The organism is Komagataeibacter rhaeticus, from assembly GCF_011611525.1.
Classification (GTDB): Bacteria; Pseudomonadota; Alphaproteobacteria; order Acetobacterales; family Acetobacteraceae; genus Komagataeibacter; species Komagataeibacter rhaeticus.
The window spans coordinates 1711621-1738129 of sequence record NZ_CP050139.1 but is presented as its reverse complement, the minus strand read 5'-3'; the positions used below and the strand labels follow the sequence as shown (position 1 = coordinate 1738129).

28 protein-coding genes and 1 pseudogene are annotated in these 26509 nt (G+C 63.6%); 19 read left to right on the top strand and 10 right to left on the bottom strand.

Features of this window, described 5'->3' with window-relative positions:
- Positions 1–116: 116 nt before the first annotated feature.
- The 8 genes from GWK63_RS07865 to GWK63_RS07830 are packed head-to-tail and all read left to right on the top strand — an operon-like array spanning position 117 to position 6888.
- Positions 117–893: an ABC transporter ATP-binding protein gene (locus GWK63_RS07865; RefSeq protein ID WP_007398635.1), complete on the top strand. Its 777-nt coding sequence runs from the start codon at positions 117–119 to the stop codon at positions 891–893.
- Complete coding sequence (locus GWK63_RS07860; protein ID WP_007398634.1) at positions 890–1651, top strand: ABC transporter permease; 762 nt, start codon at positions 890–892, stop codon at positions 1649–1651. Before GWK63_RS07865 ends, GWK63_RS07860 begins: the two co-directional genes overlap by 4 nt.
- A complete protein-coding gene (locus tag GWK63_RS07855; protein ID WP_007398633.1) occupies positions 1648–2505 on the top strand; it encodes an alpha/beta fold hydrolase in 858 nt (285 codons plus the stop codon). Before GWK63_RS07860 ends, GWK63_RS07855 begins: the two co-directional genes overlap by 4 nt.
- Positions 2502–3848 carry a metal-dependent hydrolase family protein gene (locus GWK63_RS07850; protein WP_007398632.1) on the top strand — a complete coding sequence of 449 codons (1347 nt, stop codon included), beginning with the start codon at positions 2502–2504 and terminating at the stop codon, positions 3846–3848. The genes GWK63_RS07855 and GWK63_RS07850 overlap by 4 nt, the downstream gene beginning before the upstream one ends.
- A 43-nt stretch (positions 3849–3891) precedes the next feature.
- A complete protein-coding gene (locus GWK63_RS07845; protein WP_007398631.1) occupies positions 3892–5172 on the top strand; it encodes a Rieske 2Fe-2S domain-containing protein in 1281 nt (426 codons plus the stop codon).
- Positions 5169–5657, top strand: coding sequence for an aromatic-ring-hydroxylating dioxygenase subunit beta (locus tag GWK63_RS07840; protein WP_007398630.1), 489 nt, complete (start codon positions 5169–5171; stop codon positions 5655–5657). The genes GWK63_RS07845 and GWK63_RS07840 overlap by 4 nt, the downstream gene beginning before the upstream one ends.
- Positions 5654–6055, top strand: coding sequence for a RidA family protein (locus GWK63_RS07835; RefSeq protein WP_039999023.1), 402 nt, complete (start codon positions 5654–5656; stop codon positions 6053–6055). Before GWK63_RS07840 ends, GWK63_RS07835 begins: the two co-directional genes overlap by 4 nt.
- Positions 6052–6888, top strand: a complete 837-nt coding sequence (locus GWK63_RS07830) for an alpha/beta fold hydrolase (protein WP_007398628.1) — start codon at positions 6052–6054, stop codon at positions 6886–6888. Before GWK63_RS07835 ends, GWK63_RS07830 begins: the two co-directional genes overlap by 4 nt.
- Positions 6889–6928: 40 nt before the next feature.
- Here GWK63_RS07830 and GWK63_RS07825 read toward each other — a convergent pair whose 3' ends face one another.
- The 5 genes and pseudogenes from GWK63_RS07825 to GWK63_RS07805 form a co-directional block, all read right to left on the bottom strand.
- Positions 6929–7963 (bottom strand): alcohol dehydrogenase catalytic domain-containing protein, encoded by a 1035-nt coding sequence (locus GWK63_RS07825; protein WP_039999021.1) that lies wholly within the window; start codon positions 7961–7963, stop codon positions 6929–6931.
- A 471-nt stretch (positions 7964–8434) separates the two neighbouring features.
- Positions 8435–9682 (bottom strand): cytosine deaminase, encoded by a 1248-nt coding sequence (locus GWK63_RS07820; RefSeq protein ID WP_007398624.1) that lies wholly within the window; start codon positions 9680–9682, stop codon positions 8435–8437.
- Entirely contained in the window at positions 9679–11124 is a 1446-nt protein-coding gene (locus tag GWK63_RS07815) for a purine-cytosine permease family protein (RefSeq protein ID WP_007398623.1), read from the bottom strand. The genes GWK63_RS07820 and GWK63_RS07815 overlap by 4 nt, the downstream gene beginning before the upstream one ends.
- Positions 11125–11178: 54 nt before the next feature.
- Entirely contained in the window at positions 11179–12225 is a 1047-nt protein-coding gene (locus GWK63_RS07810) for a 2OG-Fe(II) oxygenase (RefSeq protein ID WP_007398622.1), read from the bottom strand.
- 203 nt (positions 12226–12428) lie between these two features.
- Positions 12429–12680: pseudogene (locus tag GWK63_RS07805) on the bottom strand (transposase); the annotation flags it as partial.
- Positions 12681–12929: 249 nt separating this feature from the next.
- On the opposite strand from GWK63_RS07805, the gene GWK63_RS07795 reads away from it, so the two are divergent.
- Together GWK63_RS07795 and GWK63_RS07790 are read left to right on the top strand one after the other, a co-directional pair.
- On the top strand, positions 12930–13868 hold the full coding sequence (locus GWK63_RS07795; RefSeq protein WP_112210186.1) for a sulfite exporter TauE/SafE family protein: 939 nt from the start codon (positions 12930–12932) through the stop codon (positions 13866–13868).
- 256 nt (positions 13869–14124) lie between these two features.
- Entirely contained in the window at positions 14125–14409 is a 285-nt protein-coding gene (locus GWK63_RS07790) for a hypothetical protein (RefSeq protein WP_007398515.1), read from the top strand.
- Positions 14410–14456: 47 nt separating this feature from the next.
- On the opposite strand, the gene GWK63_RS07785 is transcribed toward GWK63_RS07790, so the two are convergent.
- Positions 14457–15116, bottom strand: a complete 660-nt coding sequence (locus GWK63_RS07785; RefSeq protein ID WP_034932552.1) for a TetR/AcrR family transcriptional regulator — start codon at positions 15114–15116, stop codon at positions 14457–14459.
- A 655-nt stretch (positions 15117–15771) separates the two neighbouring features.
- On the opposite strand from GWK63_RS07785, the gene GWK63_RS07780 reads away from it, so the two are divergent.
- From GWK63_RS07780 to GWK63_RS07765, 4 genes are all read left to right on the top strand, one after another.
- The gene (locus tag GWK63_RS07780) at positions 15772–17178 is read left to right on the top strand and encodes a carbohydrate porin (protein WP_223846703.1); all 1407 of its coding nucleotides are present in this window, start codon (positions 15772–15774) and stop codon (positions 17176–17178) included.
- Between the two features lie 135 nt (positions 17179–17313).
- Complete coding sequence (locus GWK63_RS07775; protein ID WP_007398510.1) at positions 17314–18570, top strand: MFS transporter; 1257 nt, start codon at positions 17314–17316, stop codon at positions 18568–18570.
- A 401-nt stretch (positions 18571–18971) separates the two neighbouring features.
- Positions 18972–19286, top strand: a complete 315-nt coding sequence (locus GWK63_RS07770; protein ID WP_007398508.1) for a con-10 family general stress protein — start codon at positions 18972–18974, stop codon at positions 19284–19286.
- 136 nt (positions 19287–19422) lie between these two features.
- Entirely contained in the window at positions 19423–19812 is a 390-nt protein-coding gene (locus GWK63_RS07765; protein WP_007398507.1) for a PRC-barrel domain-containing protein, read from the top strand.
- 402 nt (positions 19813–20214) lie between these two features.
- Here GWK63_RS07765 and GWK63_RS07760 read toward each other — a convergent pair whose 3' ends face one another.
- Positions 20215–20778, bottom strand: a complete 564-nt coding sequence (locus tag GWK63_RS07760) for a TetR/AcrR family transcriptional regulator (protein WP_007398504.1) — start codon at positions 20776–20778, stop codon at positions 20215–20217.
- A 161-nt stretch (positions 20779–20939) separates the two neighbouring features.
- On the opposite strand from GWK63_RS07760, the gene GWK63_RS07755 reads away from it, so the two are divergent.
- The 4 genes from GWK63_RS07755 to GWK63_RS07740 all read left to right on the top strand — a co-directional run bounded on the left by GWK63_RS07755 (position 20940) and on the right by GWK63_RS07740 (position 23523).
- Positions 20940–22133, top strand: coding sequence for an alpha/beta hydrolase family protein (locus GWK63_RS07755; RefSeq protein WP_007398503.1), 1194 nt, complete (start codon positions 20940–20942; stop codon positions 22131–22133).
- A 389-nt stretch (positions 22134–22522) separates the two neighbouring features.
- A complete protein-coding gene (locus GWK63_RS07750; RefSeq protein WP_007398501.1) occupies positions 22523–22855 on the top strand; it encodes a hypothetical protein in 333 nt (110 codons plus the stop codon).
- Positions 22856–23149: 294 nt separating this feature from the next.
- On the top strand, positions 23150–23326 hold the full coding sequence (locus GWK63_RS07745; RefSeq protein WP_157772009.1) for a hypothetical protein: 177 nt from the start codon (positions 23150–23152) through the stop codon (positions 23324–23326).
- A 32-nt stretch (positions 23327–23358) separates the two neighbouring features.
- Entirely contained in the window at positions 23359–23523 is a 165-nt protein-coding gene (locus tag GWK63_RS07740) for a hypothetical protein (protein WP_007398499.1), read from the top strand.
- A gap of 337 nt (positions 23524–23860) precedes the next feature.
- On the opposite strand, the gene GWK63_RS07735 is transcribed toward GWK63_RS07740, so the two are convergent.
- Both GWK63_RS07735 and GWK63_RS07730 read right to left on the bottom strand, forming a co-directional pair.
- Positions 23861–24649, bottom strand: a complete 789-nt coding sequence (locus GWK63_RS07735) for an SDR family NAD(P)-dependent oxidoreductase (protein ID WP_039998969.1) — start codon at positions 24647–24649, stop codon at positions 23861–23863.
- 177 nt (positions 24650–24826) lie between these two features.
- Positions 24827–25009 carry a hypothetical protein gene (locus GWK63_RS07730; protein ID WP_007398497.1) on the bottom strand — a complete coding sequence of 61 codons (183 nt, stop codon included), beginning with the start codon at positions 25007–25009 and terminating at the stop codon, positions 24827–24829.
- Positions 25010–25176: 167 nt separating this feature from the next.
- On the opposite strand from GWK63_RS07730, the gene GWK63_RS07725 reads away from it, so the two are divergent.
- Positions 25177–25875: a sulfotransferase family 2 domain-containing protein gene (locus GWK63_RS07725; RefSeq protein WP_007398496.1), complete on the top strand. Its 699-nt coding sequence runs from the start codon at positions 25177–25179 to the stop codon at positions 25873–25875.
- A gap of 115 nt (positions 25876–25990) precedes the next feature.
- On the opposite strand, the gene GWK63_RS07720 is transcribed toward GWK63_RS07725, so the two are convergent.
- The gene (locus GWK63_RS07720; protein ID WP_139064287.1) at positions 25991–26398 is read right to left on the bottom strand and encodes a hypothetical protein; all 408 of its coding nucleotides are present in this window, start codon (positions 26396–26398) and stop codon (positions 25991–25993) included.
- Between the last annotated feature and the right edge of the window lie 111 nt (positions 26399–26509).

The window sequence follows — 26509 nt, the reverse complement described above, 5'->3', positions numbered from 1 at the left end:
TGAAAACGCGAATCCCTTGTTACAAAAAAGGGTAATGTGGAAAACGGCAGATTAATTTTTTCGAATCGATATCGAATCATGTTGCGTTACCGTTTTGACTTCGGCAATTTGTATACATGAACGATAATGACGCCCGCACTCACCGCCCCGCCCCCGGACAGGTCGACCTGCCGGGCCTGCGCATTTCCGGACTGGGCCTGCAATACGGTTCACGTGCCATTTTCACCGATCTGGACCTGACGGTTCAGGGGGGTGAATTCGTTGTCCTGCTGGGTACGAGCGGCGTAGGCAAAAGCAGCCTGCTCAAGATCGTGGCCGGCCTGACGCGGGCCAGCACCGGCACGGTCACGGCCAGTGACGGGCGCCCCCTTGCCGGGCGCATCGCCTATATGGGCCAGCAGGATCTGCTTTATCCGTGGCTGACCGTTATCGAGAACGTCATGCTTGGCGCACGCCTGCGCGGTGAACGCCCGGACCCCGATCGCGCCCGTCACCTGCTTGGGCGGGTCTCGCTGCATGAACGGGCGAAGGCCCTGCCGTCAGAACTGTCCGGCGGCATGCGCCAGCGCGTTGCCATCGCCCGCACGCTTTATGAAAGCCATCCCTTCGTGCTGATGGATGAACCGTTTTCGGCGCTGGATACCTTCACGCGCGCGCAGGTGCAGGACCTGACCGCCGAACTCCTGCAGGACCATACCGTCCTGCTCATCACCCACGATCCGCTTGAAGCCTGCCGCATCGGGCACCGGCTGGTGGTACTGAGCGGCCACCCCGCACGGCTGGGAGAACCGATACACGTGCCCGGCCCCACACCCCGCGCACCGGATGACGACGCACTGCTTCACATCCAGGGGCATCTGATGCGTATTCTCATGGAAGGACATCGCGCATGATCCTGACACTGGCAAGGCCGGTCGTCACGTTTGTGGTGCTGATCGGCGCATGGTGGGCGGCAACACGTCTGGCCAGCATTCCCTTCTACCTGCTGCCGCAGCCGCCCGCCGTGCTGCATGCGCTTTGGCAACAGCGCGTATTGCTGGCCTCGGCCACGCTCACCACATTTTCCGAAATGGCGCTGGGGCTGGTCATCGGCACGCTCCTGGGCAGCCTGTGCGCGCTGGCCATGGCCTTTTCGCCGCGCCTGCAGCGCTGGATCATGCCGCTGCTGCTGCTGAGCCAGGCCATACCCGCCTTTGCACTGGCGCCGCTTCTGGTACTGTGGTTCGGCTTTGGCATGGCCTCCAAGGTGGTCATGGCCACGATCGTCATTTTCTTTCCCGTTGCCGCCGCGTTTTCCGACGGATTGCGGCACACGGATCCCGGCTGGATGGATCTTGCCCACACGATGGGGGCCAGCCCCGGCGCCATCCTGCGCCATGTGCGGCTTCCTGCCGCCATGCCCGCCTTTGCCTCGGGGCTGCGTGTGGCCACGGCCATCGCGCCCATCGGGGCGATTGTGGGGGAGTGGGTCGGGGCTTCGGCCGGGCTTGGCTATGTCATGCTCAACGCCAATGCCCGCATCCAGACCGATGTCATGTTTGCCGCGCTGTTCGTGCTTGCGCTCATGACGGTCCTGATCTGGACGGTGGTGGACCGTGTGCTGCGCCGCATCCTGTACTGGGCGCCCGACAGTAACGGAGCCGCCCGATGAAGGCGCCGCTACCGGATGCGGCCCCGACGTGGGCCTGCGCATCGGACAGGGCGGGGGATGTTGCCTTTTCATGGCGCATCCGCCGGGGTACGGGTGGTGCGCCCCCCCTTGTCCTGGTGCATGGCATTGGTCCGGGCACGACGGGGCAGATCAATTTCGCGCCCCTGCTGGCGCGGCTGTCCGCGTCGCATGACGTGCATGTCATTGACCTGATCGGCTTTGGTGGGGCCATCCCGCCCGGTAGGACCTGTACTTTCGACGTGGACCTGTGGATCGAGCAGATCGGCAGGGTGCTGGACCATGCCGGGCCGGATGCGGTGCTGATCGGCAATTCGGTTGGTGGCGCGCTCGCGTTGCGCGTGGCGGCACGGCACCCGGCCCTGCGCGGGGTGCTGGTGATCGGCGCGCCCGCCGGGCAGCAGCACGCGACACCCGCGCTGCGGGCGTTCTGGTCCGCCCCGGCTGACCGGGCGGCGCTGGCGGCGGCCATGCGTCCGATGACGGCCGATTGCGCCATCCCGTCTCCGATGGTGGTGGAGGCCCGCTGGCAGGCTGCGGGCGACAGCGCGCGCCGCGCCGCGTTCGCCGCCATGCTGGCCGATCCCGATGCCTGCCTGCGCGCGGCCGCCCTGCCCGCGCGGGAAGCCGCCGCCATACGCGTGCCCCTGCGGATCCTGCACGGACTGCGTGACCGCGCCTGCCCGCCCGGCCCCATGGCCCGGCTGGTGCTGGACCATATGCCCCATGCCGATCTTGTCCTTCTGGGCGATTGCGGCCACGCCATCATGTCCGAACGGGCAGCGGATGTGGATGCAGCGCTTTCCCTTCTTCTAGCCACCGGATATGCCGCATGAGAACCATCCTTAAATGCGGGCGCGTCTTTATCGGTACGGACTCCACCTACCGGCATGATCAGGCGCTGGTCATCGAAGGCGAACGGATCGTCGCGCTACATCCCTTCGCATCCCTTCCCGCCCCGGCGCCCGATGATGTGGTGATCGACTACAGCCACCACCTTGTCATGCCGGGGCTGAGCGACCTGCATACCCATCTTTCCTATGGCAATGCCCGGTCGGAAGAGGAAGTCGATCTTTATCCAAACCTGGAATACCGAGCAATCCGTGCCCTGGCGGCGGCACAGCGCATGCTTGCGGCCGGTTTTACCAGCCTGCTTGATCCTGCCTGCGCGGGGCTGGTTACGCCATCGTTGCGCAACGCGCTCTATGTAGGCATGTTCCAGGGGCCGCGGATCACCGCGGCCGGAGCGGCGCTGACATCCCGCCAGGGCCTGTATGACTACTATCCGTCATGGATCGGCTGCCCGCCCTGTTCCACCGGGCGACTGGTGACATCGCTGCCCGATGCGATTGAAGCCATCCGGCAGCAGACCAAAGATGGCGTCGATATCATCAAGATCGCGATGGATGGGATACAGGGCGGCAATTCGGGCGGTCTGTACGCAACTTTCACACAAGAAGAGACCACCGCGATGGTCAGGGAGGCCCACCGCCTTGGCCGCCGGGTCGCCATCCATGCCCGTGGGCGGGAGGGCGTGCTCTATTCCGCCCGCGCGGGTGTGGATATCCTCTATCATGCCTCCCGCATTGATGATGAGGGCGTGCGTGCCGCGGCGGGGGAAGGCTGCGCGATCTGCCCTTCCCTGCTCATGCTGGTCAACAACATCCAGTATGCCCGGCCCGATGATCCGTCCTATGACTGGTGGCCCAACGTGCAGCGCCAGGAACTGGCGGAAGCAACCGACAACCTGCGCCGTGCCTATGATGCGGGCGTGCCGATCCTGAGCGGATCGGAAAGCGGGTTTTCCATGACGCCATACGGCGAATGGGCAACCCGCGAACTCTCGATCCTGGTCAGATTCCTTGGCATGCCCACCGATGAGGTACTGCGCACCGCGACGCACCGCAACCGCAGCCTGCTGCGGGGTGGCAGGGAATTCGACAGTATCGCCCCGGGCAAGCTGGCCGACCTGCTTGTCGTTGACGCCGATCCGCTGGCCGACATCACGCAGCTTGAAGAGCGTAAGCGCATCATGGACATCTGGCTTGGTGGCAGGCGTGTCGTGCTGCCTGACATGCCAGTGGAGATACCACGCCACCCCTGTGAGAACGCACAGGGCTACTGGACACGTCTGTACACGCGTGAATCCACCGGCCATACCCCGATGCAGCTGCCGTAATGCTTTCCCGCCAATCCGGACTGACCCATACGGAGTATCCTTCATGACCGCACCTGCCGGGGCTGATGCCCTGTCACGCTATACTTTCCCCGCGGCCGACTGCAGTCGCATACCATACGGCATGTACCGCGACCCTGATGTATTCGAACTGGAACAGGAACGTATCTTTCGCGGCCCGATATGGAACTACCTGGCGCTGGAAGCGGAAATTCCCGATCCGGGTGACTACCGCCTGATCGCGGTGGGCGATACGCCGGTTATCGTCAATCGTGCGCGCGATGGCAGCCTGCACGCGCTGGTCAACCGTTGCAGCCACCGTGGCGCGGAAGTGCAGCGCAACCTGCACGGCAACACCAAGGTGCATACCTGCTGCTACCACCAGTGGTCCTTTGACCTGACCGGCAAGCTGATCGGCGTGCCCTTCCAGAAGGGGATCAAGGGTGTCGGCGGCCTGCCGGCCGATTTCGACAAGGTCTGCCACAATCTGCAGCGCCTGCGGGTCGAGACGATGAATGGCGCCATTTTCGGCACGTTCTGCGACGAGACCCCGCCGCTGGAGGATTATCTGGGGCCGGTCTTCAGCCATCAGGTCAGGCGGCTGTTCCACAAGCCCGTCAGGGTTCTGGGCTATCAGCGCCAGAGAATTTTCGGCAACTGGAAGCTCTATACGGACAATCTGCGTGACCCCAACCATGGCGGCCTGCTGCACATGTTCCAGATCACCTTCGGCATCGCGCGCCTGAGCGGTACCGGCGGCGCGCGGGTGGATGCGGACGGGAAGCACAACCTGTCCTGGGCCTCGCAGGGCGGGCGCACGACACACGAAGACAGTGCCGAGGGGGGATATGCCGGGACGGACCGGGGCGACATGAACATCAAGCTGAAGGACCCCTCCCTCCTGCGCTATCACAAGGAATTCCCCGATGACCTGACACTTGCGGTCACGTCGCTGTTCGCCAATGCCGCGCTGCAGCAGATCGGCAATACCCTGGCCGTGCGCCAGCTGCGCCCCCGCTCGGCAGATGAGTTCGAGATCGTCTCGACCTTCTTCGGTTATGAGGATGATGATGAGGCCATGACACGCCACCGCCTGCGCAAGGCCAACCTGGCCGGTCCGGCGGGACTGGTCTCGATGGAGGATGGCGAGGCGGTGGAACTGGTCCATCGCGCCATCGTGCGTGATATGGACAAGCATTCCATAGTCGAGTTCGGCGGCCGGGGCCCGGTCGTTGACCAGGAAAACCTGATCAGTGACGTGCCCATGCGTGGGTTCTGGATCTATTACTGCAAGCTTATGGGTATCAGGGCGGGAGAGACGGCATGACTGGCACCCCCCGTGGCGTCTCGCCCGAAATGCATCTGGAAGTTACGATGCTGTTCGAGGAATATGGCCGCCTTCTGGATGCGGACAGCCTGGAAGAGTGGACGACCCTGTTCGTGCCCGACTGCCGCTACGAAATCATGAGCCGGGAGAACATCGAGCAGAACCTGCCCCTGTCGCTCATGCTGTGCGACAGCCGCGACATGCTGGATGACCGCGTGTATTCCCTGCGTGAAGCCAACGTCTTCAACATTCATTATGACTGCCACATCATCGGTCCGGTGCGGGTGACGCCGCAGGGCGATGGCTGGACCGCCACGGCTGCGTATTCCCTGTTCCAGTCCATCCAGGCGGGGGAGACGCGCCTGTTCAGTGTCGGGCGCTATCATGCCGAACTCAGGCGCGTGGACACCGTACTGCGGATTGTCAGGATGCGGGTCGTGGTCGATACCGGTGCCATCCTGACCCTGCTGGCCACGCCGATATGATGCCCCGTGCCCTCTGCCCTTCCGGCCTGTCCGTGCCGGTGGGGCCTTATTCGCATGCCGTCCTGGCGGGGGGGCTGATCCACGTCTCGGGCCTGCTGTCCCTGGATGGGGATGGCAGGCTGGTGGGCGCGGGGGACGCGGTAGCCCAGGCGCGGCATATCTTCGGCCTGCTGGAGCGCATTCTGGCAGGTTCCGGGTCGGACCTGCGGCATGTGGTCAAGCTTACCTTCTTCCTGACCGACCTGCGCGACCGCTTTGCCCTCAATCAGGTCCGTTCCGAAATCTTTGACGAATGGCGCCCCGCCAGCACGCTGGTGCAGGTGGCGGGCCTGATCGGTGACGGCACCCTGATGGAAATCGAGGCCATCGCAACCCTAGCTGAAAGCCCAGTTTCATGACCACCCCTTCCATCTGCTATCCCCTGGCCGTCGGAAACGGCTTTACCCGTATCATCGAGGCCGGGACCGGTCCCGCCATCCTGTTCATTCATGGTCTGGGCGCCCGTGCCGACCGCTGGCGCACCACGGTCGAACGTATTGGCGCGCTGGGTTTCCGCGCCATTGCCTGTGACCTGCCGGGCCATGGCTTTGCCAGTAAGGAAGCGACGGCGCCCGCAACCGTTCCCGCCATTGCCGATTACATCGTGCAGGTCATGGACAGGCTGGATGTCCCCTCCGCACCGCTTGTGGGCACATCGCTTGGGGCGCATATCGCAGCCTATGCGGCCTGCACCGCGCCGGGGCGTGTGCCGGGCCTTGTCCTGGTCGGGGCGCTGGGCGTTGTGCCGATCAGCCAGGAAGTGGCGGAGACCATAAGCCGCAATGTCCGGGTACAGGACAAAAGCCTGTTTGAAAACAAGCTGAAATTCGTCCTGTACGATCCATCGGGAATTACCCCCGCGATGATCGAGGAGGAATGGCGGATCAATACCTTCCCCGGCGCGGGGGCGGCCTTTGGCCGACTGGGGGACTATCTGGTCAACGGTATTTCCGCCGATTATGTGGCAGGCCGTCTGTGCGCGCTCTACCCGCCGGACAAGATGCTGCTGGTATGGGGCAAGCAGGACAGGGCCGTGCCGCCCGAAGTGGGTGAAGCCTGTCGCACCGCACTGGGTGGGCCGGAACTGGTGTTTATCGACAGGTCGAATCATGTGCCGTATCTGGAGCAGCCCGAAGCGTTCGATGCGGTCGTCGTGCCCCACCTGCGCCGTCTTCTTTCCGGCGCGTCATAAGGTGTTGCGGGCAGGGAATGCCCTTCCCTGCCCGCCTGCCTCACGGCATCAGCACGACACGGCCCGGCAGTTCGCCGGCCTGCACTTCAGCCAGCGCCGTCTCGAATTCCTCAAGTCCGTGCCGGCGGGCCACGGGGGACTGGATGACACCACGCGCCAGCAGGTCGATTGCTTCGTACAGGTCCTCAAGCGATGAGCCGACAGACCCGCGCACGGTAATTTCACGCACGATCAACTCAACGGGATGAACATGAAAATCCTCGGCTGTATAACCGATCATGACCATCCGGCCCCGGCGGCGCAGCATGGTCACGGCGGCCTTCATCGTGGCGCTGGTGCCGACCAGTTCAAAAACGACGTCCGCCCCCTCCCCGGTAATTTCGGCCACACGCGCCGCCACGTCGGGCACTTCGGCCGCATCAATCGTGTATTCCGCGCCAAGCTGGCGGGCCAGCGCCATCCGTTCGGCCCCCATGCCTATGGCAATGACCCGGCCACCCGCATAGCGCGCGTACTGCACCACCGCCATGCCAACCCCGCCCGCGCCATTGATGACCACCCATTCACCAGGGTGGATTTCAGCCATCCGGCCCGCATGGACCGCGGTGGAACCCGCGCAGCCCATGGGTGCGGCTTCCGCCAGGTCAACATTGTCCGGCAGCGGCACGCAGTTGCGCAGCGGCACCACGATGTTCTCGGCATAGCCACCATCGCTCGAAAATCCGGGCTGGGCCTTGGGTGTGGGGCACAGATATTCCTCCCCGTTGCGGCAGTACCGGCACAGGCCACAGCCGATATAGTAATAGATGACCACGCGGCGGCCCAGCCAGTGCGCCGGCACGCCATCGCCACAGGCTTCGATGGTGCCTGCAATTTCGTGACCGACGGTAAAATCCCTTTTCCCCAGATCAAGCAGGCCGTCGCGCAGATGCAGGTCGGTCCGGCATACGCCACATGCGGCAATGCGCACCCGTACCTGATCCGCCGTGGGGGACGGCACGGAAACCGCACGCAGGGAAAACGGGCGCCCAGGCGCCATGAAGCGAACGGAACGCATGGTTTTGCAGTCATTCATCAATGTTTTCTCCATCTACACAGTAATTGTAAATATAAAATTAAAATATATCAATACTTATATCAGTATAAATTCATATATGCAATGTTTATATATTTATAAATTTGGTTTTATATGATATATGCACATTATATTTTTAATATTATTATATAATATCAATACATATCGTGATGTATATTTAATACTGTAAGCAGAACCCTCCTGACCGAGGGCGGAGCGCTGCGCCTGTCCTTCAGGCGCGCCACCGGAACAGGGCTATGCGGCGGCCGCAACGGATTCCCGGCCGGAAGGCCGTCCACCCGCATCGTGACCGCACGGAAATTCATGATCCCGCCTGACGGGATAACGCCATAACATGCCTTCGTGCAGTCGGCATGCCGCACCGGAAAGGACGGAGCGGCCACGCCGCCTGTCATGGCCTGAAGCGGTGCGGAACGCAGCCGTAATGCAGGGACGGCCACGTTCGCGGCATCAGGCGGGCATGTCGAGATGCAGTACGGTGCGCTGTGCGGGACTTTGCGCGATGACCCTGCCTGAGCGGATCACATACAGGCGGGTCGGGCGCAGCCGCAGTGCCTCGATCGGGGAGGTCGCCTGCAGTACCACCATATCCGCCCGCCGCCCCACCGCCAGCCCATATCCTTCCAGCCGCAAGATGCGGGCCGCGGTTTCCGTGACCGCCCGGTAGCAGTCCAGCAGTTCATCCTCGCCGGTCATGTGACCGACATGTGCCCCCATGGAGGCCACTTCCAGCATGTCATGGCTGCCAAGCCGGTACCAGGGGTCCATGACGCAGTCATGCCCGAACCCGACAGGTACGCCCGCCTGGACAAGTTCGCGGATCCGCGCAAGGCCCCGCCGCTTGGGATAGGTATCGTAGCGCCCCTGCAATGTGATGTTGATCAGCGGATTTGCGATAACCCCCATACCGGCTTCCGCCAGCAGGCCAACCAGCTTGCCGGCATAGGCATTATCGACCGAATGCATCGACGTAAGATGGGACCCGGCCACCCTGCCCTGCAGGCCATGGCGGATGGTGCACGCCGCCATGGTCTCGGCATGGCGGGAGGATGCGTCATCGGTCTCGTCACAATGCATGTCGACATCCAGCCCCCGTTCTGCCGCAATGCGGAACAGCGCTTCGATCGACTGCGTGCCTTCGGCGGAGGTCCGTTCGAAATGCGGGATGCCACCAACCAGATCCACCCCCATATCCAGCGCCCGTTCAAGGCGCGCCGCAGCCTGTGGCATCCGGAAATAGCCATCCTGCGGGAACGCGACAAGCTGGATGTCAAGCCAGGGCTTCATGTCCCTTTGCAACGCCAGCAGGGCCCGCACGGCGCGGGGTTCTTCCGGGCTGGTGTCAACATGGCTGCGTATGGCCAGGTTTCCCTTGGCAATCGCCATTTCACACAGGCGCTTCGCCCGGTTGTAGATGTCCTCCTCGGTCAGGGTCGGCTTCAGTTCTTTCCAGATGGCAATGCCTTCGGCCAGTGTTCCGCTCGTATTGTGGCGTATGATCCCGGCCGTCAGCGTGGAATCGAGATGGAAATGGGCATCCACGAACGGGGGTGAGACAAGGTTGCCGCCCACGTCGATCCTCTGCCCGGCCTGACCCGTGAAGTTTGGCCCCATGTGGGCGATCAGCCCATCACGGACCGCGATGTCGGTGCGCGAACCGTCGGGCAATGTGGCGTTGGCAAGGACGAGATCCATCATGTCTGGTCAGCCTTCGTGCTGGTCGGGCGGGAACGGTGCGCCTGCTGGCGCAGGATAAGATACTGGCCGCCAGCGGCCAGCGCGAAACCGACAAGATAGCCAATATCGGCCCCCTGCAGCATATGGGCGACAGGGCTGGTGTACAGGGGCGTGGACGAAAACATGAGGATCGTGATCCCCGTCACGGCCACGAACAGGGTCGCGGACGGGCTCCAGCCCGGCGGTGTCGTCATGCGGCCTTGTTGCAGGCAGGGCGGGCGGGCGTACCAGTCCGTCAGCACGATGCCGCACCACGGGGCGATCCAGTACAGCGCCATGAGCAGGGCATTTTCATACAGGGTGGTAAAGCGCCCTTCCCCCATTACGGCCAGCATATAGGCCAGTCCGGCGGTCAGTACGGCGCTCAGCGGCCGGGGAATCCTTGAGCCGGCCGAGATCAGGGCATAGGCGGCCGTGTTGTCATTGGCCGCGTTGATGGCAATGGACGACAGCGCAATGGCCGCAAGGGCGACAGGTGCCAGTGGCCCCATCCAGGTCTGTAGGGAAAGAATGACGGATTCAGGCGAAGGGCTTGCAATCATGGCGCCTGTCAGCAGCCCGAAACTTTCCATAAGCATGGCGGAACTGAATATGCCGCCAAAAGTCAGGGCAAAGACCTTGCCCCGTCCCGTATGGCGCGAAACATAACGGGTGTAATCCGAGGCATAGGCGGTCCATGCCAGCGTGAAACTGCTGGTTGCCCCCAGTGCCAGCAGGATATGGGCGGCATCTGCTGGCTGCGGCATGGCCGCAGGCCCGCCCTGCGGCCGGTGCGTGACGGCCATCCATCCGCTGAATGCAAAGGCGGCCAGCAGAATCCAGCCAAGATATTTTTCAATGGTCTGCACGGTATCATGCCCGGCGGCGCTGGCCAGCAGCTGCGCCAGTGCCAGTGCCGCCATTGCCAGCCAGAAAGGCACCTCGATCCCCCCGATCCGGGCCAGAAGAATCAGTGCTACGGCGGATGGCACGTTATTGACCGCATCCCAGCCAATACAGTTCACCCAGTTGATGAGCGCAGGCAGCCGCTTGCCCGTGCTGCCGAAGGAAAACCGCGAGGCCTCCATCTGCGGCAGGCCGGTATCGGGCCCCATGGCCGCGCAGGCGGCAACCGGCAGCGCGCCGAGCACATTGCCTGCCAGCACCACCACGAACGCGCGCCAGCCGCTCAGCCCCAGGCTGACGACCAGCACGCCGATAACCCAGGCCGCCGGGGCAAGGTTGGGTGAGAAATGGCTCCAGAATATCCGGTCCGGCGCCATGGTCTGCAATGCCGGTGGCACCGGGCACTCCACGGTTTCCGGACCGCTTCCTTCTATCCTTGCCACGGAATTCGGTTCGCTTGTGTCATGACTGTCGTCCCGGAACAGTATGGAGGGGAAGCCGGCATGACAATGACACACCTGCGCACAAGGCTGTCATTGCCATCCCCAGGCATGGTGCAGGCCGCCTTCATGTCAACCGGATGACCCTGCCGCGCCATGACGGGCGCGTGCGGCCTGCCAGTTGGCCTGCCGTATGCGGGCGGCGGCCTCGTCGTACAGAAAGGTCAGGCATGCAAAACGCTGCCCCTGCGTAACGGGGTCGACCCTGTGCATGAGACCGCATGAAAACACGAGCGCGCCACCCGCCGGTGGCGCAAGACCGCGTGGGCTGAATTCGGGAAACGTGACCTGGCCGCCGGCAAAGGCGTCGTTCAGATTGATGGATACGGCAAAGCGCCGGTGGGCGGCGGCGGTCAGGGTATCGTCACGGTGGGGGCCGAACCGGCCACGTTCATGTGCCGCGTAGCAGGCAATGATCAGGCGCTCCAGCCGTGTCGCATTGAACTGGAATACCTTGCGTATTTCCGGCACGATGCGCCGGGTTATGCGCAGTTGCACCTGATCGATCAGGTGCGCGTCCTCTATCGGGCAGTCACGGCGGCGCTTGAACTGTGAATCGAGCACGGGCACCGAGCGGCCGGGCGCGTTCTCCATGAATATGCCCGACGGGCGCGAACCCTTTTCCGTATAATACCGCATGAGCCGGTCACAGAATTCGGGCTCGAATACATCCGACAGGACCAGCGCGGGAACCGGACCGGATGTCTCGCGCATCATCATGGCGGGAATGGCGGCCAGTATGGCCAGAATCTCGTCAACCACCTGCGGGGTGTGGGGAAACACGGCGCGGACACGCAGTAGGGGATCGACCAGCAGCCAGAAGGGGCGCGTGTCGGGGCCGAACCCGTAAAGGCTGCTGACCTTGCGGTCCGTATCCCAGAAGAACCGTATTCCGGCATTGGATGACAGTGCATCCAGCCGCCCGACATCCCGGGGGTCGTTTGTGATACCGAAGAACAGGGTATGGATGCTGTCGATCCGGCCGTCCTGTGCCGCCAGGCGTGACAGGCTGGAGGCGACATCCGCCTGCGCGCCCGAATGAAAGAAGAAGAGGACGCTGTAACGTCCGGCCGCCTTGTCGAAATGATAGTCGCCATGGGCATCGGATCCCTTCTGCACGAACCAGGGTGCGGGGTCTCCTACCAAAATGGATGGACTTGCAGACATGAGGACCTGCTCTACTTCTTGCCATGTTCGTATCGCGCCCGGCATTACTAGCATGGATCAGGGGGATGAGACACATCGGGGTCGATACATGTTGTACATTTGTCTCATGTTCAAAAATTTTGTACGGGCAGAAAGATATTGTCTTAGAGCCTGAATCAGAAAGCGGTTTGATTGATTTTTCGCAGAACTCTGCGGATATGGGCAATCATCAACCACGCGTGGGATGAAGAGATTGTTGCCTCGACATCCTTCGTGAGGCGACGGCAGCGTCCGAGCCATGCAAAGCTGCGCTCCACGATCCAGCGTTTGGGCAGGACGACGAAGCCTTCGGCCCGATCGCTACGCTTGACGATCTCGATCGTCCATCGGCCGAGTTCAGCCAGCGCACCACGCAACTTCTCGCCGGCAGTCGTCCACATCGAAGGTGCCAGCTATCGCCTGCGCCAGCATGCCGATCTGATCCCCGAGCATACACGGGCCCACGCCAATCTGATGCCACCGGCAGCGCCAAAGCGCCGCGGTAGGCCCCCAAAGCATGGAGCTATCGATCACCTCAATGGCTGATCACCATATCCGTGCTGGGGAATTTTCCGACAGCACATGTGGGGAATTTTGAAACAGCATTTACATCAGGCGGCGGCGCCGGACTGATCCTGATGCCCCTGCTGGGGCTGGTACTGCCCGGCACCCAGGTGCCTGCCACCCTGTCCATCGGCACCGCCGCCAGTTCGGCGGCCCGCATCCTGTCGTTCCGGCATGCGATCCGGTGGGATATCGTCCGTCATTTCGCCCCGACCGCGCTGCCCTTTGCCGCCCTTGGCGCCTGGGCACTGAGCCGTATGGACCCGGCCTGCCTGTCGCTGCTGCTGGGCCTGTTCCTGATGGGGAACCTTCCCCTTCTTTTCCGCGGGTCCGCATCCCACGTCAGCGTAAAACCGGTCCGTATCGCCAGCCTGCATGCGCTGGGGGCCGCCGCCGGTTTCATTTCCGGTTTTACCGGCGCGGTCGGCCTTGTTTTCAACGGGTTCTATTACCGGCTTGGCCTGCGCAAGGAAGAGATTGTCGCAACCCGCGCAGCCAACGAAATCATGCTGCATGTGCTCAAGATCATGCTCTACGCCACATTCGGCCTGCTGGATGCCCGGGCCACCGCCGCGGGCATCGCCGTTGCCACGGCGGCGGTGCTGTCTTCCATCCTCATGAAGTTCGTGCTGCCGTACCTGCATGACCGCCTGTTCCACCATATCGGCCACGCCGCCATGGTCATCGCGGGGATCGCGATGGTGCTTGCCGCCAGCAGCCAGATCGCACGGCGGGAAAACATCACGCTACATTTTGCCCACGCAGATGAAGATGTCACGGCATCCCTGTCATGGCGGCGGCATGTCCTTGCCGTGGAATGGGAACATGGTGACGAACTGGAGCTAAGCCACTGGCTGCGCCCCGCACCGGCATCGCGGCCAGGCGGGTTCCAGTCCCGTGGCTTCGTGGTGCATGTCTCACCCCGTACCGGAATACGGACGGCCCGGGTCCGCGAAGGATGCCGCGCGGCGGGTAGCCCCTTCTGCCCGCCCGTTTCCCGTCATGAAATATAAGAGACTGCTTGAGAAGTCAGTTCATGATAGCGCCTTAAAATCAAAGAAAGTTTTGGGTGAAGCTTTTTGCAAACGCTTCGAAAGAACACCCCTTTTAAAAAAAGACGGCACCCAAAACTTTTGTTGTTTTTTATCAATGAGCTGTCTTCAAACGGTTTCCAAGGCAGGCCCCCGATTCAAGATGTAACAATCAGCCCCATGGGCGAATGGCGCCTGCTGTATCAGGATATCCCGTATCCAGCAGAAAGGAGATTCCATGTCCCGTATATGGCGCCTGTTGCCGCATGCCCTGTGTGGTGCGGTCCTTGTTCTTGGCACCGTTGCCCCGGGCGCGCATGCGGCGGATGAAAGCCCGGCGGCGGACACGAAATGCGCCCGCCCGCATGGCCCGCCGCCGGGCGGCAAGCCCCCCAACGGGCCCCCGCCGGGCTTCAGGAAAGGTGAAAAGCCGCCCGCACCGCCCAAGGGCTGCCCCCCGCCCCCATTCCATGGCGGCCCGGGCAGCAGCGGTGGTGACGCCGCATCCACCAGCCAGCCCTGATACCCGCGCGCGGCCCCGGAACGGTATCCGGGCCCGCGCGTCCGGTTTCACGCAGGGCGTGCGCGGCAGATGCCCGTAAGGAAAATCCCCCACGCCCGGTCAAAAAACCGTTGGCGCGCGTCCTGGTCGTTCAGCCGGTTCTGGCCCAGCATGGTATTCTGCAGGGGCCAGCCGATGATCAGGCTCATCAGCACCCGCGTCGTCTCCTCATGATCGATGGAATCAATGCGCCCGGCATCCGCCGCCGCCTTGATCAGCCGGCTTATGGTGGCCACAAAGGGTTCCACGCTGGTTTCCATCATGTCATCGGCAATGGAGGGAATGCGGTGTCCATCGCCAATGACAATCCGGTAGGCCTCGCGCGTTTCGGGGCGCAGCATGAAGTCCAGGAAGAACAGGGCAATCTCGCGCGTGGCCGCCAGCGGGTCCCTGGATGAGGCCTCGACCGCACCCGCTTCCTCCAGCAGCATCCTGCCACGTTCGGCCACCACGGCCTTGAACAGGTCCTCCTTGGAGGCATAGCGGCGGTAGAGCGTGGCCTTGCTGCAGCCGATCTCCCGCGCGATCTTGTCCAGCGACGTGGCGGCGTATCCGTGTTCGACAAACTGTGCCGTTGCGATTTCAAGAACCTGCCGGTCAAGCTGCGCCGACATTTCGGGTGTCGGGCGTCCGCCTGTGTGCTGGGGCCGTGATGCTGCGTCAGGCATGTCCTGTCCTTCGGTTGCGTCTGTTCAGATAGCGCAGCGCTGGCCATAGCACAAAACACCTCTCCAACCCATGACCCGTCCGCAACCGTCGCAGCCGGGGCCTGCATTCCGCCATGGTGGCCGGGCATGCCCGCGCGCGCCGACGGCATACAGGATTTTTACTTGCCCCGCCCCGGATGCGGGCGGCATGTTGTGTTCCGTTAAAAAAAATAATAAGAACGAGCTTCATGACGCAAAAAATGAAAAAGAATATGCCATGAATCGGAAATATATTGTCCTTCCTGCCGGATTTCCCTTTTTGTTCGTGCCCGGTACCGACCGCGCCCGCAAATGCGTGGAGACAGCCTGATCCCACGGCACGACAGCGTGTGATCCTGTAACGTTCCGGTTGTGATGACGCGGGACATCCCCCTTTCCAGCTTTAAATGACATTCCCATGCCCTCATTCCGTCGCGTGTCCGCACGCCCGTACCCTTCCGCTCCCCGTTCTGGTGCCCTGCCTGGCGCCCGGTGGCCTGTTCGCGCCCTGTCGCCCGCCCCGCGCCCGCCGCGCCGTGCCGGTAGCGTGGCAATGCTGGCCTGCGTGCTGGCGGCCTCGGCCGCGCAGGCCGCCGAACCCCGCGCCACCACCCGGCCCGGCGCGACCGCCCCGGATATGGCACCCGCCCTGGCACCCGTGGCGGTGAACACCGCGCCCGTGCGGCACAAGCGCCCGATTGTGGAGACGCGGCTGGACGCGCTGTTCAATACCGAGAGCATTTCCGCCCTGCTCAACCATAATGACGACGCCCTGCGCCAGAGTGACCTCAGTGCGGGCTATTTCGTGGCCGAGCAGGCATTCGGCAACCTGGTGCCCCAGATCAGGCCGTGGCGGGACTGGCTGAGCAACCGGGGCTTTTCCTTCGAACTGACCTACAAGGGCGAAGGCATGGCCAATGTGGGGGGCGGGCTGTCAAAGGGCATGGACTACGTGCATGACCTGCGGGTCAGCATGCTGTTCGACCTGGGGCGGCTTGTTGGCCTGAATGGCTGGTACCTGCACGGCATCATCATGAACCGCGAGGGCCGTCAGGTGGGCTGGGACCATGTGGGCGAACGCAACGTGCTGCTGACCGAGGTATGGAGCATCCACGGCCCGGCCGCCGCCCGGCTTGCGGACCTGTATGTCGAGAAATCGTTCCTGCACAACCGCATCAACATCAATGTGGGTCGCATCGCACTGACCCATACCTATGCCACGTCGGTGCTGCTGTGCACGTTCATGACCCAGTGCTCCGCCCCCATGGCCATTCGTGAACCGGCGGGGTGGAGCGTGTATCCCAAGACATCATGGGGTGGCACGGTGCGTTTCCGCCCCACGCGCGACCTGACGCTGCGCACCGGCATATACAAGATCGGCCCCAAGGCGCAGGACAATACCGGCTGGGCCTGGGGCAGCGAGAGCACGACCGGCATCCAGACACCCGTCGAGGTGACATGGGAGCCCTTTTTCGGCCCCCGCAAGCTGCCCGGCCATTACAAGCTGGGGTACGGGCATGACACGTCGCCCTATCCCGACCTGATCGGGACCGTGCCGGCCGCCTATGCCGCCATCATCCACGCGCACAAGGAAAAGCCGCGCGATACATTCTATGTCGAGGCCGACCAGATGGTGTACCGCAAGCATGGCGAATACCAGATGGCGGGCGGCTACCTGCTGGCGGGCTACATCCACAACACACCCAGCATCTCCAACTTTGCCGATGAATTCTATTTTGGCGCTTCCCTGCTGGGCCTGATCCCGCACCGGCCGTTCGACCGTTTTGGCGTGATGTATTCATACTACCAGATGAGCCCGCGCCTGACCTATGGCCAGAGCCTGCGCCAGTCCGCCGGTCTGGCGCTTGGCCCCTACATTACCGGGCCGCAGACGCATTCCGCCATTCTGGAGGCCTATTACGGCATTCCCGTCACCCCCGGGCTGGTCATGACACCGGAGTTTGAATACGTGATGCGCCCCGGCGAGACATCGGTCATTCCCAACGCCATGCTGGTGGGGCTGAAGGTTATTGCAAATCTATAACAATAACGGATGGCTGGCTGCCTGCCCGCGCGGGATCACGCAATCGTTCCGCCCATGGCCCTTTCGTGATCGCACGACCCGTGGCCGTGCCGGCGGCAGCATGTAACATCCGGTGGAAAAAGGATATTACGGACCATGAATGCCAATGTGGATGCCCTGGCCATCAGGCCGGATACAGGATTGAGCCGCCCGGCGCTGGTTACGGCGCGGCATGTGGTCGTGGCCTCGTTCCTGGCATGGATGCTTGATGCGTGCGATTTCTTCATCGTCCTGTTCACACTTGATGACGTGGCGCGCGGTTTTGGCGTTTCATTGCAAAGCGTGCTGCTGGCCCCCACCCTGACCCTGCTGACCCGGCCCATCGGGGCCTTCCTGTGCGGGCGGGCGGCGGACCGCTACGGGCGCAAGCCGGTCATGATCACGACCATCATGGTCTATTCCGCCATCGAGATCCTGTCCGCCTTCGCGCCCACGCTGGGCATCTTCCTGCTGCTGCGCGCGCTGTTTGGCGTAGCACTTGGCGGCGAATGGGGCGTGGGCACGTCGCTGATCATGGAAAGCGTGCCACCATCGTGGCGGGGCATGGCGTCGGGCACCCTGCAGGCGGGGTATCCGGCGGGGTACCTGCTGGCGTCCCTTGTGTTCCTGCTGCTGCCGGTTCTGGGATGGCGCGGGCTGTTCGTGCTGGGGGGCAGCGCGCTGTTCTCCGCGCTGTATATCTGGCTGCGCGTGCCCGAAAGCCCGGAATGGCTGGCGCAGCAGAAAAACCATGATGCAGCCGCCCCCCCGGCAACCGGGCTGGGATCGCTGGTGCGGGGCAACATGGCCCTGTGCGTGTTTGCGGTCACACTGATGGCGGCCTTCAATTTCATGAGCCATGGCTCACAGGACCTGTATCCCAAGATTTTCCTGGGGCTGGAGCGCGGGCTGTCCCATCCGTCCATTACGCTGGTGGTGGTGCTGTACGATATTGCCGCCATTGCGGGCGGGCTGTTCTTTGGCATGCTGTCACAGCGCATCGGCCGCCAGCACAGCATTGCCCTTGCCGCCCTGCTGACCCTGCCGCTGCTGCCGCTATGGACACTGCCCCATTCCACGCTGTGGCTTACGGTGGGCGCGGTATGCATCCAGTTCTGCATCCAGGGGGCATGGGGCGTGGTGCCCGCTTACCTGAGCGAACTTTCCCCCCCCTGGGCACGCGCCACGTTTCCCGGCCTGGCCTATCAGTGCGGCAACCTGCTGGCCGCCAGCAATGCCCTGATCCAGACCAGCCTGGCAACCCTGCTGGGCACCGGGCTTGCGCTGCCGCTCATGCTGACCGTGGGGCTTGGCGCGCTGGTGGTGCTGGGGCTGACGCTGGCCAATGCACGGCTGCATCCCGCCATCAGGTAGCATGCGGGGATGGAGGGTTCACGGATGGTGCGAAAACAGGTTCGTGATGAAAAACGGCGGTTCCGGGTGCCGCCTTTTTCTGGAAAGGCGACGGTCCCTGATGCTTTCCGAAAAAAGGCTTCACCCGAAAAATCCGTACGCATGCGGCTTTCCGGGGAGGCCCTTCAGGAATCACAAGTAATCCAGTTTTAATTCTGTTATGGATACGACCCATCCGTATAATATTAATAAAAAAGTACTTTTCCATAATTATGAATACATCACCCGAAACCGTGGGCAGGATGTATCGTTGAGGCTTCCACAGCGCGCATTTTCGGGATTGCTTTCCTGCCACGCCCCCGGGCCGGGCGGGGAAAAACAAGGGTCCCCCATAGCCGCTGCGATATGGAAAGGTGAAGATCATGAGCTATCATATCTCCCTGCACGACCGCATCCGCCTGCCCGCAATGGCCCCGGCCGACAGCCGTGGAGGTGGCGGAGCGGCGAACAATCCCGGCAATTTTGCCAATGACCCGGCCCGCGCGGCCGAAGCCGGGCACAAGGGGGGCCAGCACAGCCACGCGGCACCCCATGCCGACACGACCCACACACCGGAAAAGAAGAAGGAAGCCACCCATGCCAGGGGGGGCCACACTTCGGGCAATTTTGCCGATGACCCGCAGCGCGCGGCCGAAGCCGGGCGCAAGGGCGGCCAGCATAGCCATTCCAAGACATGACTGGCGCGCGGGCGGCGGGCGGTACGCGCACGCCGCCCGCGTCGGGACGGCACCACGGCCCCTTCCCGCGCCGCGCCATGGCAGCGCCCATGGTGGCGGGTGGGAATGGCGGCATGAACGGCAATGGAGATCCTGCATGTCACAGGCAATGACGGACAACATGACAGACCGGCTGAACGCCACGCATGACCTGGTTGCGTCCGATCAGGTTGAAGGCACGGCCGTATATTCCCCTTCGGGGGAAAAACTGGGCACGGTAAAATACTTCATGGTCGACAAGATCACGGGCGCGGTTGCCTATGTCGTCATGAGTTTTGGCGGCTTCATGGGCATGGGGAACAGCTACCATCCCCTGCCATGGAAATCCCTGCATTATGACCGCGACCGTGGCGCCTATATTGTCGCCCTGACGCGCGAGCAGCTTGAAGCCGCGCCCGCCTATACCGAGAACGCCACCCCTGACTGGAGCGGCACCACCTATGGCGCGCAGGTGGATACCTATTACGGTGGCCTGCCCCACGCCTAGGCCCCCACGCCGCCCGTGAACCGGGAATGCAGGCACAGGCTCCGGCTGGTGCCTGCATTCTGCGTTTTCCGTCCCGCGACGGGCTGCCCAGTGGCACCCAAAAAGCTTTTTTCAAAACCCTTGAAGAATGCTGCCTTGTTGAAAAAAGGCGGCACCCGAAAACGTCTCCTGCTTTTCAAGCATGTTCTCAGGGACTGGAGCGCGCGCTGCGCAGCCGTCCGAACAGGTCAAAAAAGAAATCCGGCGTGTACCGGCAGCCACCATGCCGCTGCCTTCAGCCGCGCAGGGCAGGACTGAGCCCCGGTATCCCTGACCGGATCAGGGCCTTCCCTGCCGCGTTGTGGTGCCGGGCAGGCTCCGCCTTTCTGCGCCCCGGCCCGCTTTTGCCGGTAGCCATGGTGCCTAGCGCAACGCATCCGCCACCAACGCATCAAGCGACAGGTCTTCCCCCTCCGCCGCCAGCAGGGCATCCAGCATGCCATCAATCGCCAGTACCGCCAGCCCGTGCACCCGGCCCCATTGGGCGGCGCGCATGCCAGCACGGGTGCGCGCGCCCTGCGGGCCGGGCATGGTGCCCAGCAGTTGGGTCAGCATGGCGGATGTACGAGCCGATGCGGCGGCAAGAGCGGGGACGGCGCGATCAATCGCGTCGCTGCGGAACATCAGCGTGAATAGGCCCGGATTGCGCAGGGCAAAGCGTACATAGGCCAGGCCCGCGGCAGCGGCCCCCTGCGCCAGCACGGGTGCCAGCGCTTCGGCCAGCTCGTCAAACCCCGCCGCCGCCAGTACGCTAAGCAGCCCGGACAGGCTGCCAAAATGCGGAATGGCCGCCGTGGCCGATACCCCGGCCCGCCGTGTAATGGCACGCAGTCCAAGGGCCGCGATGCCCTGTTCTTCCAGCAGGTCCCGCGCCGTGGCCAGCAGCACGACACGCAGATTGCCATGGTGATAGGTTTTTGCGGACATGCGGCGCCCCGGGGGCGTTGACCCTGCCCCCGCAGGCCGGGCAGGGTTACAGGTGCTTGACATCCGCTTTCCCTCCCTATCATTAGATCATTCTTAACACTGTTAAGTTTAAACCGGAACCACGGTCCCCGCAAGGGCCGCCACCACAGGAAGGATACAGCGTGCGCCTTACCCGCCCCATTCATCTTGCCGCCCGCCTGCTTGCGGGGGCGTGCCTCATGGCTGCCCGCGTGCCCGCCCATGCGGCCCCCGTCGCGGCGGCCGCGCCGCACGCGGGCATGCTGACCGCCTCCGCCCCGCTGGATACGGCCCTGAGCCTGCCCGATGCGGGACAGGCGCTGCGCATCACCTATCTTTCCACCAATGGCGTGACCGGCACGGGGCCTGTACCGGTTACGGCGGAAGTCATCGTGCCACCGGGCAGCCCGCCCGCGGGTGGCTGGCCCATCGTGGCATGGGCGCATGGCACGACGGGGGTGGCCGATCACTGCGCGCCATCAGCCAATCCATGGACCGAGCGCAACCGGCGCTACCTGTCCGCGTGGATGAAGCGCGGCTTTGCCGTTGTCGGCACCGATTATCAGGGGCTGGGCACGCCGGGGGGGCATGCCTATCTGGACACGCGGGTGGAAGCCTACAGCCTGCTTGATGGCGTGCGCGCGGCGCGGGCGGCGGTGCCCACGCTTGGGGCACGCGTCATGATCGTGGGCCAGTCACAGGGTGGCGGGGCGGCCTTTGCCTCGGCCGCGTATGCCCCGGCCTATGCGCCGGAACTGGATATTCGTGGCACCGTGGCCACGGGCGCGCCCTATATCACGCCCGCCCTGATGCAGCAGCTTCTGGCCACCCCCACGGCACCGGGTGCCGCCTACAATCCGCTGGTGGTCTACCTGCTGTACCTGGCGCAGGGACAGGCAGGCTACCAGGCGGGCTTCAGGCCGCAGGATGCCTTCACCCCCAAGGCCCTGCCCGCCTATCACGCCGCCGCCAGCCTGTGCGTATCCGACCTGACGGACAGGGTGAAGAAGGAAGGGCTGAACCTTGGCAACGCCCTGCGGCCCGGCTTTGCCAAAGCGCTGGCCCCGGCGCTGGCGGCCATGCAGTATCCCACGCTCAGACTGGCGCAGCCGCTGTTCACCGGCACGGGGGAATTGGACCGCGACGTGCCGCCGCCACTCCAGCTCGGGCTGGTGCGGGCGGCCTGCGCGGCGGGTACCGTGGTGCAGGCGCATCTGTACAAAGGGCTGGACCACAGCCAGACGGTCAATGCTTCCCTGCCCGATTCAGCCGCCTTTACCCAGGCCGTGATGGCGGGCCGGCCGGTCACGCCGCAATGCACGCCCACGCCCGAATAAAGGCGCATTCCGGGATCATGCCCTAACGGGAAACTTCCTGAAAAAGGCTTCACCAAAAACTGTTCCCGCTTACTGGTGGTGTCCGGGTCGGTCAGTGCGCCACGCGCGGGTTCCGTCCCCGGATCTGGCGGCCTTTCACACGATATGCGGGGGGGTAAGGGAGCAGCACGCCAAAGGTCTCATAAAAAAGGACAATCCGGCCGCCATCAGGCGCACGCAGCACAACCAGTCGAACTTTACATGCATGAAAGCTTTATCTTGCGTGTACTGACACAGGCGGAAACCGCCACAGCCACGGCCCCGGCCGGACGGCTGGCGGTCTTGGCATGAACGGGCCGCACGACCCCGGCAGGGGCACGGCCCGCAGGAAAAGTTGCAAGGACGTGACAATGGACAACCCGCTGGAAACATCCCCCCAGACCCAGGCCCGCATCACCGCCAAGGCGAAGGAAATGTGGGAAGCCGATGGCAGGCCCGGCTGTGGGCCACAGGCCTATGCCGAGCAGGCATCCGAACTGATCGGCATGGAAAGCAATCCCGATGCGGGGCAGATTCCTGTTGATTCACCCGTACCGCTGGATGCGAACGGCCAGCCGATCGAGCAGGCATGGCTGGAAGAAAACCTGGGCAATCCCGGCGGCAGCCAGGACGAACTGGATGACCGGCGCGAAGTACCCTTCGCCACCCGCCAGGAAGAAGAAGACGCCCTTAAAAACCAGTAATGAAGACAGGGCGGGATGAACGTCCCGCCCGCCCGCGGGTTATCCGCAGGGCGGGGCCGGCCCTAATGGGCCGCGCCGGCGGGGCTGGCAGGACAGCCCCATACGGGCGGGACAGGACAGCGGGCATGCAGGCCCGGAGCACCGTCCCCCGCCCCTGGCACATACAGGCATGGCAGCGGCCCGCGCGCCGGAGGCAAGGCCACGGACACGGCACACGACCGTGCCCCGCCCGCGCGCACGCGGCACGATAATGGTACGTAACGGTTGGACATGGCAGGATGGGCTGCGGTGAGCATGAGTGACGACCCCGATTTCCATGACGGCAGGAACATGTTTGCCCAGTGGGTGAAGCGTGGCCTCCATGCCCGGTTCGGATCGGTCATGCATGAACAGGTGCCCGATACCCTGCTGCGGCTGCTCGATGCCAATGGACCGGAAGAAGGTCAGGCCGCATCTTCCGGCCATTCCTAGCCTGCTCCCAGCGCCATTTCCGGCAGCGGCGCATGCTGTCCGATGAAGGTCAGCCGCCATGGGCACACGCCATTGCTATGCCACCCGACGAACCGCTTTCCACCCTTGGCCCCAACCTGCGCGAAAGCCTGCACGCCGGGATCGGCACGACCCTGTGCGCGCTGGGCACCCCGTCCCGCCCTGACCCCGGCGCCTGACCTGCTGCTGATGACGGGGACCTGACCGATGGCGGGCGGATGCACGCCTTGTGCTGGAACCGGGCAGTTCCCGGATTACGCCTGGCAGCCCGCCACCGGGCCGGTGGCCACATGGGCGGGGCCGCATCCCTTCTGCCGCAAGGGCGCGATCATAGGCTGAATGATGGTCCGGGCCACCTGAGGGAAGCGGGAACAGCCCCGTTCCTTCAGGATGGATGGTCGATCAGGAACAGGGCTGCCGCCACGGCCTTCAGGCGCGAACGCCGTGACGGGAAGGGTTTAGGGAATATGTTCCTAATAATTTCATAATTGTTTTAAAAATTATAGCTTCACGCGGTCAGATCGTGCCCAGCACCCCGCCATCCACCCGCACGGACGCCCCCGTGGTGGCCGATGCCTGCGGTGATGCCAGATAAACCACCATGCTGGCCACTTCATCCACCGTGGCGGCCCGGCGGATGATGGAGCCGGGCCGGTGTTCCATGACGAAGGCCGCCGCCAGTTCCTCCATAGGTTTGCCGGTCTTTTCCTGCTCGGGTTTCAGCATGTCCGCCAGCCCTTCGGACAGGGTCGGCCCCGGCAGCACGGAATTGACCGTAACCCCCGTGCCCGCCATGCGCTCGGCCAGGCCGCGGGCCACGGAAACCTGCGCGGTCTTGCTGAAGCCGTAATGGATCATTTCCACCGGGATGTTGAACGCGGATTCGGAGGAAATGAACACCACCCGCCCCCAGCCCCTTTTTTCCATGCCCGGCAGGTAGGCGCGCGACAGCCGCACGCCGGACATGACATTGACCTCGAAAAACCGGGTCCAGTCGGCATCGGGGGTTTCAAAAAAATCCTTCGGCTCGAAAATACCCAGATTGTTGATCAGGATGTCACATTCCGGGTGCGCCGCCACCAGCGCCGCACAGCCTTCCGCCGTGCCCAGATCGCCCACAAAGCCCACGGCACCCCCCGCGCCCAGGCCATTGATGGCACTGACCGCCTGTTCCACCGCGGGCGCGCGGCGGCCATTGACCACCACCCGCGCCCCGCTCGCGGCCAGGCCACGGGCAATGGCCAGCCCGATGCCCCCGGTGGAACCCGTTACAATGGCGGTACGGCCCGCAAGGTCGATCTGCATGGTTTCCCTTTCCATAAGGATTCAAACACGGCGCCATGGTACACACCACCCGCCCGCAGGCAACCGCCCGTGCCGCCCATGACCCGCCGCGCCGCCGTGGCAACGTGCGAACAGCCCCGCCCGCAACATCATGCACACGCGGGGAAAACGGCCGGAATGGCGGGGGCTGCCGCGCCCTTAGCGCATCAGGTCGGACAGGGCATCCAGCTTGTCGGCAATCATGGATGCCTGCGTGCGCAGCGCGGGGGTAACCGGGCCATCCCCGTCCAGCATGGCGCCAAGCCTTTCCATGTCGGTGCGTATTTCACCCATCAGCACGCCCTGTTCCGTCTGGATGCCGTCTTCATCGTCCCTGTTCATGTCGTCCCTGTCCTTTTTCCATCCGCCCTGGCCGGCCGCCTGAACGGGTAGCGTAGGATGACACCGCGCCCACCGCCACCCATAATCGTGCCGGAACAGGACCATACCGTATCATTTCGTTGCATTTCTTGACACTGTAAACACATTTGTCAGGCAATTAATGGTGAATGCAAACGATGCTCCAGCCTGTCCTGCGGGTAAAGATGTCCAGTGACGTGCATGAACGGCTGGCGGAACTGCGTCTTCCCTACCCGCCCGGCCCCAAACGGCTGCGCCGGCTGGAACAGGTGCGCCGGGCGGGCGTGCTGTTCATTCACATTCCCAAGAACGCAGGCACATCGCTGACACGGGCACTGTACGGCATGGACGTGGGGCACGAGACCATCCGCTATTTCCGCCGCCGCATGCCGCAGATTGCCGGCCTGCCGTCCTTTGCCATCCTGCGTGATCCGGTGCGGCGCTTCATGTCGGCCTATCATTACGCGCGGGCGGGCGGCAGCGCGGTGCGGCATGTCTCACGCGGGTTCCGGGATACCTATATGGGGTTTGATGGCATTGACGCGGCGCTGGACCATATTGCCAGCAACCGCATGCCCTATGGCATCGACCACATCGTCCGCCCGCAGGCATGGTATGTAACCGACCGGCGCGGGCGGGTGGCGGTCGATCACCTGTTCATGCTGGAGGACATGCAGCGCATCCAGGCCTTTGTCAGCTGCTACACCCCCACCCCCATCGGCCATGCCAACGCGGGCAACAGGCCCGACGGCACCACCACGCCGCGCCCCGACCAGATTGCACGCATCCGCCAGATCTATCATATGGATTACGCGCTGATCGCGGCACTTCACCCCCCCGCGCCGTAAGGCCGCGACCCGGCCGGCCCATGGCCCCCCATGGCCCGGACACCGGACAGAAAAAAGGCCCGGAACGGGCCGGGCCTTTGATCCTGTCAGGCGGTATCAGGCCGGATGGCCGGAATTACCAGTTCCCGCCACCACGGCCACCGCGTTCGCCGCCGCCATCGCGGCCTTCACCGCCACGACCGCCATGCTCGCCGCCGCCGTTCTGGCCTTCGCCGCCACGGCCACCGCGTTCACCGCCACCGTTCTGGCCTTCACCGCCACGACCGCCCCAGCCACCGCCATTCTGGCCTTCGCCGCCACGGCCACCGCGCTCACCGCCGCCGTTCTGGCCTTCGCCACCACGACCGCCCCAGCCGCCGCCATTCTGGCCTTCGCCGCCACGGCCACCGCGCTCGCCGCCGCCGTTCTGGCCTTCGCCACCATGATGGCCACCACGGCCACCTTCGCCATCATAAGACTGTGCGTGTGCGGCCATCGGCATTGCAGCACCCAGTGCCAGCGCAAACAGGATTGAACGTTTCATAATGTCTCCTTCGGGTTCGACACTGGATATTTTGTCCCTGCGTGTTGAAAATGTAAGCCCCAATATTGTTACAAACAGGAACAGCCATGCGTAAATAAAGACGCTGCCATC

Excerpts from the sequence above, each read along its gene's own strand:
- GWK63_RS07865 (WP_007398635.1), top strand. The coding sequence starts at position 117 with ATGAACGATAATGACGCCCGCACTCACCGCCCCGCCCCCGGACAGGTC.
- GWK63_RS07860 (WP_007398634.1), top strand. The coding sequence starts at position 890 with ATGATCCTGACACTGGCAAGGCCGGTCGTCACGTTTGTGGTGCTGATC.
- GWK63_RS07855 (WP_007398633.1), top strand. The coding sequence starts at position 1,648 with ATGAAGGCGCCGCTACCGGATGCGGCCCCGACGTGGGCCTGCGCATCG.
- GWK63_RS07850 (WP_007398632.1), top strand. The coding sequence starts at position 2,502 with ATGAGAACCATCCTTAAATGCGGGCGCGTCTTTATCGGTACGGACTCC.
- GWK63_RS07845 (WP_007398631.1), top strand. The coding sequence starts at position 3,892 with ATGACCGCACCTGCCGGGGCTGATGCCCTGTCACGCTATACTTTCCCC.
- GWK63_RS07840 (WP_007398630.1), top strand. The coding sequence starts at position 5,169 with ATGACTGGCACCCCCCGTGGCGTCTCGCCCGAAATGCATCTGGAAGTT.
- GWK63_RS07835 (WP_039999023.1), top strand. The coding sequence starts at position 5,654 with ATGATGCCCCGTGCCCTCTGCCCTTCCGGCCTGTCCGTGCCGGTGGGG.
- GWK63_RS07830 (WP_007398628.1), top strand. The coding sequence starts at position 6,052 with ATGACCACCCCTTCCATCTGCTATCCCCTGGCCGTCGGAAACGGCTTT.
- GWK63_RS07825 (WP_039999021.1), bottom strand. The coding sequence starts at position 7,963 with ATGAATGACTGCAAAACCATGCGTTCCGTTCGCTTCATGGCGCCTGGG.
- GWK63_RS07820 (WP_007398624.1), bottom strand. The coding sequence starts at position 9,682 with ATGATGGATCTCGTCCTTGCCAACGCCACATTGCCCGACGGTTCGCGC.
- GWK63_RS07795 (WP_112210186.1), top strand. The coding sequence starts at position 12,930 with ATGCCCCTGCTGGGGCTGGTACTGCCCGGCACCCAGGTGCCTGCCACC.
- GWK63_RS07790 (WP_007398515.1), top strand. The coding sequence starts at position 14,125 with ATGTCCCGTATATGGCGCCTGTTGCCGCATGCCCTGTGTGGTGCGGTC.
- GWK63_RS07785 (WP_034932552.1), bottom strand. The coding sequence starts at position 15,116 with ATGCCTGACGCAGCATCACGGCCCCAGCACACAGGCGGACGCCCGACA.
- GWK63_RS07780 (WP_223846703.1), top strand. The coding sequence starts at position 15,772 with ATGGCACCCGCCCTGGCACCCGTGGCGGTGAACACCGCGCCCGTGCGG.
- GWK63_RS07775 (WP_007398510.1), top strand. The coding sequence starts at position 17,314 with ATGAATGCCAATGTGGATGCCCTGGCCATCAGGCCGGATACAGGATTG.
- GWK63_RS07770 (WP_007398508.1), top strand. The coding sequence starts at position 18,972 with ATGAGCTATCATATCTCCCTGCACGACCGCATCCGCCTGCCCGCAATG.
- GWK63_RS07765 (WP_007398507.1), top strand. The coding sequence starts at position 19,423 with ATGTCACAGGCAATGACGGACAACATGACAGACCGGCTGAACGCCACG.
- GWK63_RS07760 (WP_007398504.1), bottom strand. The coding sequence starts at position 20,778 with ATGTCCGCAAAAACCTATCACCATGGCAATCTGCGTGTCGTGCTGCTG.
- GWK63_RS07750 (WP_007398501.1), top strand. The coding sequence starts at position 22,523 with ATGGACAACCCGCTGGAAACATCCCCCCAGACCCAGGCCCGCATCACC.
- GWK63_RS07745 (WP_157772009.1), top strand. The coding sequence starts at position 23,150 with ATGAGTGACGACCCCGATTTCCATGACGGCAGGAACATGTTTGCCCAG.
- GWK63_RS07740 (WP_007398499.1), top strand. The coding sequence starts at position 23,359 with ATGCTGTCCGATGAAGGTCAGCCGCCATGGGCACACGCCATTGCTATG.
- GWK63_RS07735 (WP_039998969.1), bottom strand. The coding sequence starts at position 24,649 with ATGCAGATCGACCTTGCGGGCCGTACCGCCATTGTAACGGGTTCCACC.
- GWK63_RS07730 (WP_007398497.1), bottom strand. The coding sequence starts at position 25,009 with ATGAACAGGGACGATGAAGACGGCATCCAGACGGAACAGGGCGTGCTG.
- GWK63_RS07725 (WP_007398496.1), top strand. The coding sequence starts at position 25,177 with ATGCAAACGATGCTCCAGCCTGTCCTGCGGGTAAAGATGTCCAGTGAC.
- GWK63_RS07720 (WP_139064287.1), bottom strand. The coding sequence starts at position 26,398 with ATGAAACGTTCAATCCTGTTTGCGCTGGCACTGGGTGCTGCAATGCCG.